14 protein-coding genes are annotated in these 14,967 nt (G+C 41.5%); 4 read left to right on the top strand and 10 right to left on the bottom strand.

The window, feature by feature from the left end; all coding sequences use genetic code 11:
- Positions 1-25 precede the first annotated feature (25 nt).
- From FC24_RS10490 to FC24_RS10500, 3 genes are read right to left on the bottom strand one after another with little or no spacing between them, the layout of a single operon-like run.
- Positions 26-2,491, bottom strand: coding sequence for a DNA translocase FtsK (locus FC24_RS10490; RefSeq protein ID WP_057874808.1), 2,466 nt, complete (start codon positions 2,489-2,491; stop codon positions 26-28).
- A gap of 27 nt (positions 2,492-2,518) precedes the next feature.
- Entirely contained in the window at positions 2,519-3,178 is a 660-nt protein-coding gene (gene ytpR / locus FC24_RS10495; protein ID WP_057874809.1) for a YtpR family tRNA-binding protein, read from the bottom strand.
- Positions 3,179-3,192: 14 nt separating this feature from the next.
- Positions 3,193-3,618, bottom strand: coding sequence for a universal stress protein (locus FC24_RS10500; protein ID WP_057874810.1), 426 nt, complete (start codon positions 3,616-3,618; stop codon positions 3,193-3,195).
- A gap of 55 nt (positions 3,619-3,673) precedes the next feature.
- On the opposite strand from FC24_RS10500, the gene FC24_RS10505 reads away from it, so the two are divergent.
- Positions 3,674-3,994 carry a hypothetical protein gene (locus FC24_RS10505; RefSeq protein ID WP_057874811.1) on the top strand — a complete coding sequence of 107 codons (321 nt, stop codon included), beginning with the start codon at positions 3,674-3,676 and terminating at the stop codon, positions 3,992-3,994.
- Between the two features lie 18 nt (positions 3,995-4,012).
- Here the strand turns inward: FC24_RS10505 and trmB are convergent, their stop codons facing one another.
- From trmB to FC24_RS10525, 4 genes are all read right to left on the bottom strand, one after another.
- The gene (gene trmB / locus FC24_RS10510) at positions 4,013-4,651 is read right to left on the bottom strand and encodes a tRNA (guanosine(46)-N7)-methyltransferase TrmB (RefSeq protein WP_057874812.1); all 639 of its coding nucleotides are present in this window, start codon (positions 4,649-4,651) and stop codon (positions 4,013-4,015) included.
- A gap of 222 nt (positions 4,652-4,873) precedes the next feature.
- Positions 4,874-5,662, bottom strand: coding sequence for a phosphotransferase family protein (locus FC24_RS10515; RefSeq protein WP_057874813.1), 789 nt, complete (start codon positions 5,660-5,662; stop codon positions 4,874-4,876).
- Positions 5,663-5,784: 122 nt separating this feature from the next.
- Positions 5,785-6,990, bottom strand: a complete 1,206-nt coding sequence (locus FC24_RS10520) for an ABC transporter permease (protein ID WP_057874814.1) — start codon at positions 6,988-6,990, stop codon at positions 5,785-5,787.
- Positions 6,987-7,721 carry an ABC transporter ATP-binding protein gene (locus FC24_RS10525; protein ID WP_057874815.1) on the bottom strand — a complete coding sequence of 245 codons (735 nt, stop codon included), beginning with the start codon at positions 7,719-7,721 and terminating at the stop codon, positions 6,987-6,989. The genes FC24_RS10520 and FC24_RS10525 overlap by 4 nt, the downstream gene beginning before the upstream one ends.
- A 217-nt stretch (positions 7,722-7,938) precedes the next feature.
- On the opposite strand from FC24_RS10525, the gene FC24_RS10530 reads away from it, so the two are divergent.
- The 3 genes from FC24_RS10530 (at position 7,939) to FC24_RS10540 (ending at position 9,788) form a co-directional block, all read left to right on the top strand.
- Positions 7,939-8,379, top strand: a complete 441-nt coding sequence (locus tag FC24_RS10530) for an HIT family protein (protein WP_057874816.1) — start codon at positions 7,939-7,941, stop codon at positions 8,377-8,379.
- Positions 8,380-8,391: 12 nt separating this feature from the next.
- The gene (locus tag FC24_RS10535; protein WP_057874817.1) at positions 8,392-8,742 is read left to right on the top strand and encodes a YtxH domain-containing protein; all 351 of its coding nucleotides are present in this window, start codon (positions 8,392-8,394) and stop codon (positions 8,740-8,742) included.
- 119 nt (positions 8,743-8,861) lie between these two features.
- On the top strand, positions 8,862-9,788 hold the full coding sequence (locus FC24_RS10540; RefSeq protein ID WP_057874818.1) for a peptidylprolyl isomerase PrsA: 927 nt from the start codon (positions 8,862-8,864) through the stop codon (positions 9,786-9,788).
- A gap of 60 nt (positions 9,789-9,848) precedes the next feature.
- Here the strand turns inward: FC24_RS10540 and FC24_RS10545 are convergent, their stop codons facing one another.
- From FC24_RS10545 to FC24_RS10555, 3 genes are all read right to left on the bottom strand, one after another.
- A complete protein-coding gene (locus tag FC24_RS10545; protein ID WP_057874819.1) occupies positions 9,849-10,799 on the bottom strand; it encodes a 3'-5' exoribonuclease YhaM family protein in 951 nt (316 codons plus the stop codon).
- Between the two features lie 77 nt (positions 10,800-10,876).
- A complete protein-coding gene (locus FC24_RS10550) occupies positions 10,877-13,552 on the bottom strand; it encodes an ATP-binding protein (protein ID WP_057874820.1) in 2,676 nt (891 codons plus the stop codon).
- Positions 13,542-14,759, bottom strand: a complete 1,218-nt coding sequence (locus tag FC24_RS10555) for a metallophosphoesterase family protein (RefSeq protein WP_057874821.1) — start codon at positions 14,757-14,759, stop codon at positions 13,542-13,544. The genes FC24_RS10550 and FC24_RS10555 overlap by 11 nt, the downstream gene beginning before the upstream one ends.
- Positions 14,760-14,967: the final 208 nt, after the last annotated feature.

Below are 14,967 nucleotides of genomic sequence, written 5' to 3' on the forward strand. Positions count from 1 at the left end.
AGCGCAAATTCAAAGCTTTTACACTTTAATTGCCTTCATGTCTGCGTTTTTGGTACTGTGCTAAATCATCTTTTGTAAAATAAACATCCCGTGGCTTTGATCCGCTAGCCGGTGAAACTAATTGACGCTGTTCTAATGTGTCAATTAAATTAGCAGCCCGGTTATAGCCAATCGAAAAGACCCGCTGTAGCTTAGAAGTTGATACTTGTTTTTCCGCCGCAATGTAAGCAAGGACTTTCGGGAACAAGTCATCTTGGTTTTCAGTTTCTTCAACTTTTTCCAATAAACCTTCTGGCTCGAACAAATAATGTGCGGGCAATTGTTTCTTAACAAAAGCAACCACCTTATCAATCTCATTTTCAGCATAAGTACCTTGAATGCGAATCGGTTGACTCTGGCCATTGCCTAAGTACAGCATATCACCTCGACCTAGCAAACGTTCAGCCCCACTTTGATCAATAATGGTACGCGAATCAATTTGACTCGAAACCATAAATGCAATCCGTGTTGGAATGTTATTTTTAATGGTCCCTGTAATCACATCGACACTTGGACGTTGTGTCGCAACCAGTAAATGGATCCCAGCAGCCCGAGCTTTTTGTGTAATCCGCACAATATAATCTTGAACCTCATTTGCCGCAACCATCATTAAATCAGCTAATTCGTCAATAATGATGATAATGTAAGGCAATTTCAATCCATCGTCACCATGGGCAGCAGCTTTTTCATTAAATTGCGCTAAATTACGTACCCCGGCAGCAGCTAATTTATGGTACCGGTTCTCCATTTCTTCAACCGCCCATTTTAGCGCAGCGGCTGCGGCTTTAGGATCAGAAATCACTGGTGACAATAAATGTGGCAACCCATTATACGGCGCTAACTCCACCGCTTTAGGATCAATCAACAGTAACTTAACCTCAGTAGGCTTAGCTTTGAATAAAATAGATAACAATAAACTATTGATGAAGACACTTTTACCTGAACCAGTCGCACCAGCAATTAAACCATGCGGCATTTTAGCAACATTGGTAATCATTGGTTGTCCAAATAAGTCTACGCCTAATGCCACAGTTAAAGGTGACTGGCTTTCTTGAAATTGTGTTGATTTAACAACTTCCGACAACATTACCGGCCGTGATTTCAAATTAGGGATCTCAATGCCAACCGTTGTTTTACCGGGAATTGGCGCTTCAATCCGAATATCTTTTGCCGCCAGTGCTAGTTTTAAATCATCGCTTAAATTAGTTATTTTGCTAACTTTGACGCCACGGGCTAAACTGACTTCAAACTGAGTGACGGCCGGACCAATACTCCAGCGAGTAACTGATGCGTGCACATTAAAAGCTTTTAAAGTCTCATCCAAAACTTGACGTTGTTTAGCTACCCAACCAGTCATTACTTCATCGTTATTTTTTACCGGATTAGGTAATAATGAAAGTGGCGGCATTTGGTAGTGCTGATCATCTAATGGTACCTGCTTTTTCAAAGTAAGACTCGCTTTTGCTGAATCCTCACTTGCCTTTGGTGTGGTTTGCGCCACTGCTTTCGGTGCTGGGACTTCGGCAGAAGCTAGAGATTGCGAAACCGAATCAACTTGAGGTACATTGGCTTTAACCGCTGCGACAACTGTTTGCCAAGTTGGTACTGTTGAAGCAGTCTGGCTCTGACTAGCTACAACCGACTGAGAACGCTCAGCGGCTGAATCTGCCTGTGCTGCAGTGCTTGATTCAGCTATTGCCTGGGCTGAGTGTGCTGGCTCACGCATTGAGGTTGCATGATTAGACTGAACAGCAGACGAACTAGCCGCTGATAATGACTTTGGCTGACTTGAAACAGCCGTTGAACCAACTGAATTAACCGCTGTTGAAGATTGTGAGCCGGCTATTGCCTGTGACATTGCGCTAGTATCGGCTGAGTTAGCTTGACTGACATTGTCAGTATGCACCGCACTTGATAGTGGTTGCGCCGCCGCATGTGACGTTGCTGTCTTTGCTTTACTAGTCACGTGAGTCATGGCGACATTAGAAGCGGAAGATTCCGGCACATTAGCAACGCTAGATGCTGGTACTTGATTATTTTTGGGTAATGACGCAAAATCTTCATTCACTGTTTCAGTAGTTTGCACTTCAGCTTCACTGACAGCATCCGCTGGCAAAAAATTGAGGTTCGTTGCTGCTGAATTAGCTGAGGAGGTATTCACTGGTGCTTGGGAGGCAAACAGTAAAAAACTTGTTTTAGCTTTTTTCAATTGCTGTACATAACGTGCCAAACGAATTTCTTCATCAGTCCGCTGATTTTGCTGTACCGATTTAGGAATGTGTTTGGGCGTAAAATGACGTTGTCTTACCAACGGTTGTGAGTGACGAGTTGAAGACTGCACTCGGTGTTTAACTGGCTCCGGCACAGCATTTTGTGCACTGTGGACCTTTTTTTTAGCTGTTGCCATTGTTTGCTGCCGTCGTAAGAAAACGGGGCCATCATAATGTCCCATCAAACTACCTCCTTCAACAAAGCACCATTAATCTTGTGCTGCATTTTGCGCTGCAACCACTTGGCTGCCCTTCTTAAAATCAAATGGAGTCCCCGCTGGAATGTCAGCTGGCATAATTAAAATTCCACGTTTTTGGGGCGCGTTGGGTAAAGCCAACTCACGTGCCGCACAAAGCATACCGTCACTGGCAACACCGCGTAATTTCCCTGGCCAAATGATTTGCCCATTTGGCATCATTGCACCAACTTTGGCGACCACAACTTTTTGATCTTGTGCGACATTAGGTGCACCACAAACAATTTGCAATTCCTGCTGGTTATCAACCTGAACCTGCGCAATATGCAAATGGTCAGAATCAGGATGTTTTTCCAACGTTTTAACGGCACCAATGACAAATTTAGGTGTTAAATCAGGTGCTAATTCAGCTTCAAAACCATTTTTAATCAACAACTGGTTTAATTGACTGACTTGCTGTGCATTCAAAAAAACCTGACCGCTACCAGTTAGTTCTGGTAGGTGGTGTTTAACATTAAAAATATTGTATCCACGTGTTTTACCCGTTTTTTGATCCGCTATCCGAACCACGTACCCTTGTTGTTGAACAACTTGAGGTGCCTTCGTATCTGGCGCAACAATTAAAATCAACGTGTCAGCATATGCTGCTGGATTTAAACTCGCAATTAACATATTTTTCTCCTTCATTAATGATTTTTAACGACTAAAACATCACAGTTGGCGTCACGGACAACCGCCGTGGCAAATGAGCCTAACATGAATCGATCTAAAGCAGTCTGTGTCGTTTGCCCAATTAAAATTAAATCAGTTGGTTGTTTTTTAAGTAATTCCCGTGCGGTTCCACGCATGATAAGTATCTTGACTTGTTCTACCCCAGCAGCTAAAGCCTGTTGCCGGTAAGCAGCTAATTTAGTCTGAAAGGCATGATTTTCTTCAAGTTGTGCTTGTGCAATCACAGCTTGCGGCACATCCGCTTGTGCACTAGCTTCAATCACATGGGCTAAAACTAATTGCCCGGCTGCTGCTTGAGCAAAATTTACCGCTTTTTTGAACGCAAATTGTGCCGCTTGGCTCGCGTCGAGCCCAACTAAAATTGTTTTATAAGGTTGCACTGATGTCATCTCCAGCCTATACTTTAATGCAACGTTTATTCATGGAGGGACTAACATGTTAACAAAACAGACCCGCCAATTTTATTTTGGTGGTTTTTTGTTGCTACTAGGCAGCTACTGCAGTCATTACTTATGGCAGCACTATAACGCGCAAAAACCAGCCGCATTGTTAGCGCAGTTACGCAAACGTGTAGCACATGCAGTTAAAGTAACCGGATCATGGATTGAGTGGCAACCGCAACAATTTCAAGGTCAGACTGTTTATTTCGGTGGGCTGGCCCTTCAGGACCGCCAAAAGCAACAAATTGCCTATTTCGCACTAAATTTAAGTGGACAACTGGTTAAATTAAGCCACCAACCTTTTAGCAACCACTAATCAACAGTATATTACTCGTTATTTAAACTGCAATTTAATCCAATAAATTGGGTGTCCTAAACGGCTAAAACGCTGTTCATACTCAGTTTCAATGTTTTCCCGTTGCTTATTTTGATGTAAATCTAACGACAGCTCAATAAATTTTGTACCAAATTGATTGAAACTCAATAAAGAATATTCAAATAACCCGCGGTTATCAGTTTTAAATTGCAAATTTCCCGCTGGTTGCAGCACTTGGCGGTACATCTTTAAAAATGTTGGGTAAGTTAACCGCCGTTTAGCATGCCGATTTTTAGGCCAAGGATCCGAAAAATTCAAATAAAGCTGCGCTACTTCATTAGGCGCAAAGTAATCTGTTAGCGCATTCCCATTTGCTTGAACCAAATACAAATTAGGTAACTGGGTTACTAATTGTTTTTCAAGGATCATAATGATCACCGAAGATTGAATTTCCAATCCAATAAAATTACACTCTGGATGGGCCTTTGCCATTTCAATAATAAACCGGCCCTTACCTGAACCAATTTCAACGTGTAAAGGTTGCTTTTTGGCAAATTTTTCTTGCCACTGCCCTTTAAATGCAGCTGGCGTAATGGTGATGTATTCTGGGTGTGCCGCAATCTCACCAGCAGCACGCGGTTTTTTTCTTAAACGCATTGTTCAACCTCGTTTTCCTTCATCAATTACTATACTATAATTCAGCCTAACCTAAAAGCAACATTAGGCAAGATTCCACAGACTTAACACTAAATTAGACAAATTTAAATGCTTGTTCAAACAAAATGTGGGCCATAAGGCGGTTAGCAACCTTAATTGGAAGATGCTGCCCTATGACCCACGTTTATTTTTAATACAAATCTTTATTATTGACACAATAACTTATTTTGAACGCGTTGTAAATAATTCACGTAACTGAAGCAATGCCTGATTCATTTCGTAATAACGTTGCTCACCATGAAAGCGTTTAATACCTAACAGTAAATTCAAAAAGCCATACCACTCAATTCGTTGTATCATGTTAGGATCACTATCAACACCGTATTCATGCAGCCAATTTGCCCACTTTGCACGTGGCAGATATTGACACAAAATAGTGCTTAAATCAAAAGCAGCATCCGCAAACATTGCGTCATCCCAATCAACCAAGTACAACCGTTTCTGGTCAGACAATAGCCAATTTTTATGATTTAAATCCCCATGGCAGACTTCCAGTTGTTCCGGATCAAACACTGGCTTGTTCTGGATCAAATAAGTGAACACCTGCTTTAATAAAGGATGACCACGTAGATCCGAGGATAAATTTAAATAATATTGACGTAAAAAATGATTTGAAGTTACCGTCAGGCCACCAACGCGCCTTAACATCCGTTTTAACAACTTAGAATGATGAATCCGAGCCAACAATTTAGCCACTTGTGCGTTGCCCATTTCAGAGCGGGTTAACGTCCGTCCATTTAGCCATTCTTGTGCTGTTAATACATCACCACTTGAGATTCGCTTAGTCCAAATCAACCGGGGGGTTATCCCTTCCATCGATAAAGCAGCTAGAAATGGCGACGTATTACGCTTAAGAAAAATTTTCTCCTGCGCACGCGTCCCAACAAAAGCGGCTCCGGTATTGCCGCCAGCTGGTCGAATTTGCCAACCAGCATCCAAATCGAAATCCATCGCCACACCCCCTAAATTAATACGAACACCGCAAATTCTGGTGTTCACTGACAAGATTACATCTGACGTCTGTTTAAATATCCACTCTCATTCTACTGGTCTGAAAAACCTACGTCAAGATACTAACGGTTAGGTAACTGGCGCATGAAACGTGATCTAGATAACCACCAGGTGAGCACCAATTCTAAACCGATAAAAAGCACCCAATGGGTCAAACTGAGGGTCCAAAAAGTCACCAAGGCAAAAATAAGCGCTTGAACTAATAATAAGCTTTGTACAAGTTGCCTAAATGACTTAACACGTTGCTTAATAGAAACTGGGTAAAGATACACAAATAAATTTTCATCGAAAATATGGTAAAAAGGCAGCAATTGGAAACCCACTAAATATAAGAAAAGCCCACCTAAAACTAGAACTAGCCACCAAGTAGGTATTGCCCACAAAACCAAAGCACCAACAATTAACAAACGTGAATAAAGGCCAAAATATTCAGTACCGCGTAAGAAGGCCCTTAAGTAAAGATAACTAAACGTTTGACGCTGACGCTTTTTAATTAATTTCAACACTGGATCAAAGTAAACGCGGCGGTGCACTTTACCACGCACTTGTGGCACATCAGTGAATAAATTAATCAGTCGGTATAATTGTAACATGCGGGAATCTTCATTATTGACTGCTGCCTGCCATTGAAACCGTGCACCAGCTAAAAAGTGCGGTAAATACAGCCGCAAAGCAGTGACTGCCACTACCGCTAAGCCCAAACCTAACCAAGGTAACCACAGCCCAAAGGACAAAATCAATGCTGCTAAGCCATAAAATAACCAGCCCCGCTGTCGCTGCTTTTGCAGTGACACTGTATAAACATTTAACAACTGTAACCACAATTGACCATCTTTTAGACAAATTAAACTAAGACATAAAAGCAAACCCGAACTTGCTGATAAATTAGTTGCTACGACTTGAAATGGTAAAAGCACACCGAAAAATAAAACGTCTACTACTAATGGTACCCACAGGCTATAACGCCGAGCTGCTAATAAATATGGCAGCAATGCTGATTCTTTGGGCAATAAAAACAGCGTATCCGCTTGTTGCAATAATGTCGCTAAACGGCCAAAAGACAGTAAACATAAAAATAAAACCAGCATCAGTGGTTTAGCCCACCATAATTGTCCATTTAAAGTCTCAAGCAAGCCTGAATAGCCGTAAGCAAGAGCGCCTAAAAAAATGAATAAAGCTAAGGTGAAGAATTCGTTGAAGACATAGCGTGAATATTTTAGCATTTCTCGATGATGTTGTTGTAAGCGTTGCTGCCAAAGTTGTTTCATGATTGCGCCTCACCGATCATTTTGAAGTAAATTTGGTCTAATGAACCATTTTCAACGTTAAATTGCTGTGCCAATTGCGTTAAAGTCCCTTGAGCTTGAATTTTACCCGCATTTAATAAAATAAATTGGTCCGCATATTGTTGTGCAGTGGCCAAAACATGAGTGGACATTAACACAGACGCCCCACGTGCTTTTTGTTGTTTAATCACCGCTAATAAATCTCGGATTGCTAGAGGATCTAGCCCTGTGAATGGTTCATCAATAATATATAATTGCGCTGGCACAATAAAAGCACAGACAATCATGACCTTTTGCTGCATTCCTTTAGAAAAATTAGCTGGAAACCAATCCAAACGTTTTGCTAACCGAAAACGAGCTAACAAGTCGCCGGCTTTTTGCCAAGCTTGTTTAGTATCAAGATCATAAGCCATAATCGTCAATTCAATGTGTTCACGTAAAGTGAGGGTGGGATAAAGAATTGGTGTTTCCGGCACAAATGCTAAAGCCTTCCGGTAAGTTTCTGGTGCTTGTTCCAACGTTACTTGATTTAGTCGAATTTGTCCTTTTTGTGGTGTTAAAATCCCAATAATATGTTTAATTGTGGTGGATTTACCGGCACCGTTCAAACCGATCAAGCCCACCACTGTTTGATCAGGGACAGTAAACGTTAAATCTTTTAACACGGGTATTTGGGTGTAACCACCCGTCAAATGGTCAACTTCTAAACTCATGGTCCAATGACTCCTTTATTAACTACTCATCATTTAAAAAACACTTAAAGTTCATTTATTTTGGTGTTACGTTAGCTAAAGTCAAAAATAAGCTCCTGACCTAGGTTATTTCTTATAAATCTTCATCAATTATAACATAGTAGTTTTAGCGACTTTAGTTCATTTTAAGCCGGCAATATGCTAGCATAATGGTAAATACAGAAAGAAGGTTTTCATGATGGCATTAGATCAAGATTGCATTTTTTGTAAAATTATTCGTAACGAAATTCCTAACACTGTGGTTTATGAAGATAACGTCGTCAAAGCTTTTTTAGACATTACTCAAGGAACACCGGGACACACTTTAGTGATTCCTAAAACCCACGTACCGGATATTTTTGCTTACGACGCTGATTTAGCAGCAGCAGTATTCAGCCGGATCCCTAAAATTGCCCGGGCGATCAAAGCCAGTGATCCAGCCATCAAAGGGATGAACATCTTAAACAATAATGGTAAAGTCGCCTATCAATCCGTTTTTCACTCCCACATCCATCTAATTCCCCGTTACAGTGCAAAAGATGGTTTTGGCATGCGGTTTACTGATAATAGCGCTCACTATACACCAGAAAAACTACAAAAAATTGCAACACAGATTCACCAGCAATTTTCTGCAGACTAAGGGGGCGTTCACATGAAATTTTCTACCGGGCTATTAGCTGGTACTTTCATTGGTGGTGCTTACGGATTAATGACCGCTAAACATAGTGGTCAAACTGCACGGAAACAATTAAAATCCCAGTTTGATGCGCTAACTACTGATATTTTGGCCGTCAACGCCAGCCTCACTAAGTTGCGTCAGGCTGCAAAGGTATTAGCAGACGAAGGTAGTCACAACGCGACTGCCACCATCCAAGAATTGCAGCAATTATTGAACGATTTTAATTTTCAAACTCAACCACGAATCAAACGCGTTAAAGATGCTAGTGAAAAGTTACAAAAAGATTTAGACCCTGATAATACCACTAATCACACTCAAAACTAAATCAAGTGTGATTTGTTGAAGTTTTCATGAAGAAAGCTAACAGTGATTTAAATTCAAGATTGGTTATGGTATATTAGGCAATGTGCGTTTCAGAAATTAATGATAAGGATGTGCTATGTATGCGGAAAAAATGGCTATTATCCCTTGTGGGTGTTTTATTAGCCGTTACCCTTGTTGGCTGTGGCAACAAAACAGTTGCAACCACCTCAGGCGGTAATATCAGTCAAGAAGATTATTACAACGAAATGAAGAAATCTTCCAGCGGTAAGCAAGTTTTGCAACAAATGATTCTAAACAAAGTCTTAGAAAAACAATATGGCGACAAAGTTTCTAAAGATAAAGTTAATAAACAGTTTAATACTTATAAGAGCCAATATGGTTCTTCATTTGATTCGGTCCTTTCACAAAATGGGATGACCGCATCAAGCTTTAAGAAGAACTTGCGCTCTAACTTACTTCTAGAAGCTGCCGTTAAGGACAACACTAAAATTACGCAAGCTGATTTGAAGAAGCAGTGGAAATCCTATCAACCTAAGGTTAAAGTGCAACACATCTTAGTTACAAAAGAAGACACTGCTAAAGACATCATTAAACAACTAGATGCCGATAATTCAGCTGCTAACTTCAAGAAATTAGCTAAGAAATACTCAACTGATACTAGCACAAAAGCAGATGGCGGTAAGTTACCTGCCTTTGATTCAACAGATACTAGTTTAGATTCCAGCTTTAAGAAAGCTGCTTTTAAATTAAAGACTAATGAATACACTAAAACACCAGTTAAGACTCAGTATGGTTACCACGTCATTCGGATGGTTAAAAACCCAGGTAAAGGGTCAATGAAAGCACATGAAGCAACGTTGAAGAGTCAAATCATCGCTGCAGATATGCAAAACAGCACAGTCTTGCACAATGTGATTTCTAAAGTACTGAAAAAAGGCAACGTTCAAATTAAAGATGATGATTTGAAAGATGTCTTATCTGGCTACACCAGCAAAAATAGCAAAGCAGCTACAACTAGCGAATCCAGTGTTAGCTCTGCTAAATAATTTCAAAGTTAAAAAGCCTGTGGCAAAGCGCCGCAGGCTTTTTTTATGTGCAACTATCGCTTATTTCATTTCAGAACGGTAAAAATGACGATTTGCCATCCCAAAAATTGGCTCAGAAAACTGACCGGGATCAGTATGCCGTAATGCAGTCGTCATCATCTGCATAGATGCATCTAAATCATCCAACCGGTGTAATACTTCTGCTTCAGGAATCTCCGGTTCAACTGGTGAACCATATTCCCGTAACCCATGGTGCGCTAAAACAACATGGCGTAACAGCAGCATATCTTCACTAGCTGGATCAATCTTCAACGCTGTACAGGCACGGACAATTTCTTCGTCAACTAGCACAATATGGCCTAACAAATTCCCCGTAGTCGTGTACTGTGTCGCAACAGGGCCGGAAAGCTCAAGTGTTTTCCCCATATCATGTAAAATGGCGCCAGCATAAAGCAATGGCCGCTTTAAAGTCGTATATTCATGACAAACCGACTTAGCTAAATGCAAAATGGTCAGCGTATGGTAAGCTAATCCCCCTTTAAAGGCATGATGATTAGTTTTAGCTGCTGGATAAGTAAAAAAAGCAGTCTGATGCCGCTGCAAAATCCAACGTACGACCCGATTCCAACTGGCATTGGTAATATCAAACATTATTTGGTTTAACTCATCACGTAACTGGCGTTCACTTACTGGTGCTTGAGGTAAAAAAGCTGCAACTTGCTGGTTTTCAGCTGTAGTTGCCAAACGAATTTTATAAATTTTAATCTGTGGTTTGCCATGATAAAGTTCCCGCTTACCACTGAGATAAATTATTTTACCTGCTTGGTACAACTGAATATCATTATCGCTGGCATCCCAAAATTTCCCGGTAATTTCACCAGAAGTGTCTTGAAACGTAAACGCAATAAATTTTTTCCCATTTTTTGCTAAGCGAACATCCGCCGTTTTAACCAAAACAAACAAGGCGACGGTTTCATTATTTTGATAATCATATAGCTTTTTATCTGCCACGTCACTCAACCTCCTTCAATCACCACTGACAACAAGTAAATAGTCAATCCTAATCCACAACCATATTGTTCAGCCGATCAATCTGCTAAATTTGTTTGCTGACCCACTGACATTTTAACCGGGTGTGCTGTGAAATAGATAACCTGGGTTGTCCGACTCAGTTTAGCTAACAAGTTTAATACTTGTTGCCGTCGTGGGCTATCAAAATTGACAAAGCTATCATCAATGACTAACGGCATTCGTTGAACATCACTGACAGTTTGTGCAAATGCCAATCGCAGTGCAACATAGAGCTGTTCCGCAGTGCCTTGTGATAGTTCGCCAACTAAAAATTGTTGCTGATCAAAACGGACTACTTTAATTGTTTTTGCCGTTAGAATTATTTTAACATAGCGCTGCTGTGTTAAAATGGCAAAATTTTGCTGGGCAGCAGCTAGCATTTGTGGCAAACGGCGTTGCGACGCTTGGGTAAGTGTGGTTTCAATCCATTGAGCAGTTAACTGGTAAGTCAGCCATTTTTGAGCCAATTGCGTGATTTCTGTTTGCTGTTGCGCAACCTGCTGACGTAGCACTCGGTAGCTGCCATCACTAGCCAATTGTGCCAGCTGAGTTTGCAATTTGGTCAATTGTTGCTGAGCAACTGTCAGTTGCCGTTGTTGCTGTTTTAAGGTTTGCTTGCAAGTTGTGACCTTAGTCTGTAGCGCCATTGAATCAGCATATTGTTTTAATGCCGGTAAATCAGGCTGCAATTGATTATGCAAAACTTGCCAACGCTCCTGTAATTGTCGGCGCTTTTGATCCGCTTGCTGGTGCTTTTGCAACTCATGTTCACTGACTAACTGATGATCTGCCAATAACTGATGTTGTTTTTGATCCAACTGGGCAAGTTGCTGCTGCACACGAGTAGCTTGTTGTTGATAATAGGCGTAATTTTGATTTTGATCGCGCAACGCTTTTAATTTAGCCGCTTGTGCCGTTGCAAAATCTTTTGCACGCTGCAATACTTGTGCTGGCGTGGCAGCAGCTAAAGGTACCCAGGACTGGGCGAATTTAAACCCAGCTACCCACTGATCTAATTGCACCTGTAAAGTGGTCTGTCGTTGCTTTAACTGCTTAATTTGCTGCTGACAAGCTAGCAACCGTTTAAAATCATGCTGATGATTCAAAATCACATCCGTCGGCAACGTTTGGTAATCATAACGGGCTTTCAAAGTTTCCCAGGCGGCATTTTGCGCTGCTAAACTGCCCTGAACAGCCGTTAACTGCTGTTTAAGCTGCACTGCCTTTTCTTGCTGCTGATCTAATTGCGCTAGTGCTTGCTGCCATTGTTGCTGGAGCGGTGATGTCTGTCCGACTGACTGATTATTGAAAAATTGCCAAATTAAACCGCCAGCACCGACTAAAGTTAATAGTTTCCCCCAGCTGGGCAGTAACAATCCGATGATGATAACCAAGCCCCAAACTAAATAATGTGACTGCTGCTGATGCCGCTGAGTTCGTGATGGCGGCTGTTGAAGCTGTTGCTCTAACGTGGTCACCTCCTGGGTCAATTGCTCAATTTGTCGTTGCTGTTGTTGCTGTGTAGCTTGTAACTGTACTTGTTGTTGCTGCAATGTTTGCCTGTGTTTGTAGTTAGCCTGTGCCTGTTTCAAATCTAAATCGCTTAAAGGTGGTACTGGTGCTGTAACCCCTAAGGTTTGCTGTAATTGCTGGCTTTCTTTGATTAAAGCTTGCTGTTGCTCTTGCAATTGCTGTTTTTCTTGTATCATAGCTTGAACTTGCGCAGTACTAGCCAGTTGGTGTTCAAATTCAGCCTGATGCTGCTGATAAAATACCAATGCCGGTGCTAATTCCTGACCACCGGTTGCAGCATTTAGCTTAGTCGACAGTTGTTGCAATTCAGTGGCCTTACTTTGACGCTGTTGTTGTAATTGCTGATAGTCTTGGTAAAGCTCAGTTGCTAAAGCTTGCGGTTGTTGGGCTAATTTTTGTTCTAAAGCTTGCAAAGTCTGATAATTTGGCCAAGCAGCTTGCAAACGTTCCAATTCCGTTAACTGCTGTCGTACAGAAGTTACTTTAGTAGTCAATGTCGCTACCATCGCTTTTTGTCGCGTAACCTTTTCCTGTTTAGCCAAGTAAGCCGGTAAAGTGGCTTGGGCAGCAGCCAATTTTGCATTAAGATCCTTTAATTTCGTAAAAGCTTGATTTAGCGGCCAGACACGACCACGAGGTTTATATAGGCGAGCAGCTTCACGCCGATATTTTTGCGCCAGTGTCAGCCAATCATGACTACCAGCAGCACCCACAGTCAGTAAATGGCGCTCTAATGCCGCCTTACGTAGTTGAAAAATTGAGGTTAAATCTTGCTGATCAAAACGAAAAATTTGCCGAAATAAGGTTTTATCAATGGGTGCGAGTAAATTTTGTAAAAGCTTTTCACCATGCTGTGTCCCATTAGCTGTCGTGACAGTCACCGTTCCACCAGCCGTACCCGCGACTCGCCTAATCAGGTAGCGTTGCTGACCTTGTACAAGTGTCAGCTCACCCCCATAACTATGACCAGTTTTTGGGATGTACTGGGCGTAAGGTTGCTTTTTGGTTGCAAAACCAAATAAGACACCATCAATAAAAGCGCTCAAGGTTGATTTCCCAGCCTCATTTTGACCGTAGAACACCTGAAAATGTGAATCTAATGCAAATTGCTGATCGGTCCATTTACCAAAACCAAAAATGTTTACTTGTTCAATCTGCATGCTCATCACCCGTTATTGCTTTATTTTCCCGTAGTAAATTGATGGCTTGTGCTTGTAAATCCGCCGGCAACGACTCCTGTTTTAATGCTTCAGCCAAAAAGTTAGCCTGAGCTAGCGGTTGAGCCGCAGTCTGAACATTTTTTGCGTTAAATACTTCCACTGCACTTTTTTGCCAATATGCTTGATCTAACTGGCTAAAAGCCACGCCATCATCATGCGCTAATGCTAAAGCATAAAGCCAGCGAAAGGGTTGATGTTGCGGCTGCTTTTGAAAATAGTCTAGTAATTCACCGTTTTCGATTCGCTGAACCAGTGCTGGACTTAATTGTTGACTGTGCGTTAAAACGACTTTTAATAATAAGGATTGCGGTTGTTTAAACGCCGCCAATGCTTTGGTTATCGCATTAATGATCGTTGTCAGCCGTGAAGCACCAGCTACAGATACAAAACAAGTTTGCCATTGTAGTGGCGCTACTGAGCGAAATTCTGGCTGTAATTGGTGGCCATTTTGCCGGACTAGGTAATACCCCCGTTCACCAGCTTCGTTGGGATTTCGCCCTTGCGGATTGCCCGCATAAACAATCGGTGGCTGTTTTTGTAATAATTGATGTTGATGAATATGACCTAATGCCCAATAATCATAATGTTTTTGGTTTAATTCAGTTAAACTAAAGGGCGCATAAACGGCATGCGGACTGTTCACACCGCTTTGACTACCGTGTAATAAACCAATGTGAAAATCAGCCGCTGCCTTTACTGGATAAATCGGCGTCATATCCTTTTCTACCCACCGCTGGGCGTAACTAAACCCACTTAAAGCCACTTTTTGCTGGTCATGCGTAATTAAGGTAAATGTGGCCCCTGCACTAGGAAAAACATGAACATTAGTCGGCAATGGTAATTCAGCAGTTGTATCTTGAACATAATCATGGTTGCCATAACTTAAATAAACTGGAATATTCGCATCCGCTAATCGTTGCAATTGTTTTTGTAGAAACAATTGTGCCTGAATGCTTCGTTCAGCCCGGTCATAGAGGTCACCAACTAAACAAACAAAATCAACTTTTTCTTGTAGTGCCGCGTCGATAATTTTAGCAAAAGCAGTAAACGTTGACTGATAAATTTGCTCCCATAAATCAGCAGGCGCCGTTTTCAAACCAAGAAATGGCGTATCTAAATGTAAATCAGCCGCATGAATAAATTTCATGATGGGATCCGTATCCTTCCTATCGCTGTGACGTAAAAAAGTCGGTACGCGGTTAATCGTCAGTATACTGCTCCGACCATCGTCCCGCGCGGACCGACTTGTTACTTTTTCTAAATAATGTTGACCGTTAATCGCTTACGGCTAAAAGCTTAAGGGTAATGCATTGCATGCTTAGGCGTTATGAACTTAACGTTACCCAATACTTCAA

Origin of the sequence: Loigolactobacillus rennini DSM 20253 (assembly GCF_001436505.1) — a bacterium.
GTDB classification, from domain to species: domain Bacteria; phylum Bacillota; class Bacilli; order Lactobacillales; family Lactobacillaceae; genus Loigolactobacillus; species Loigolactobacillus rennini.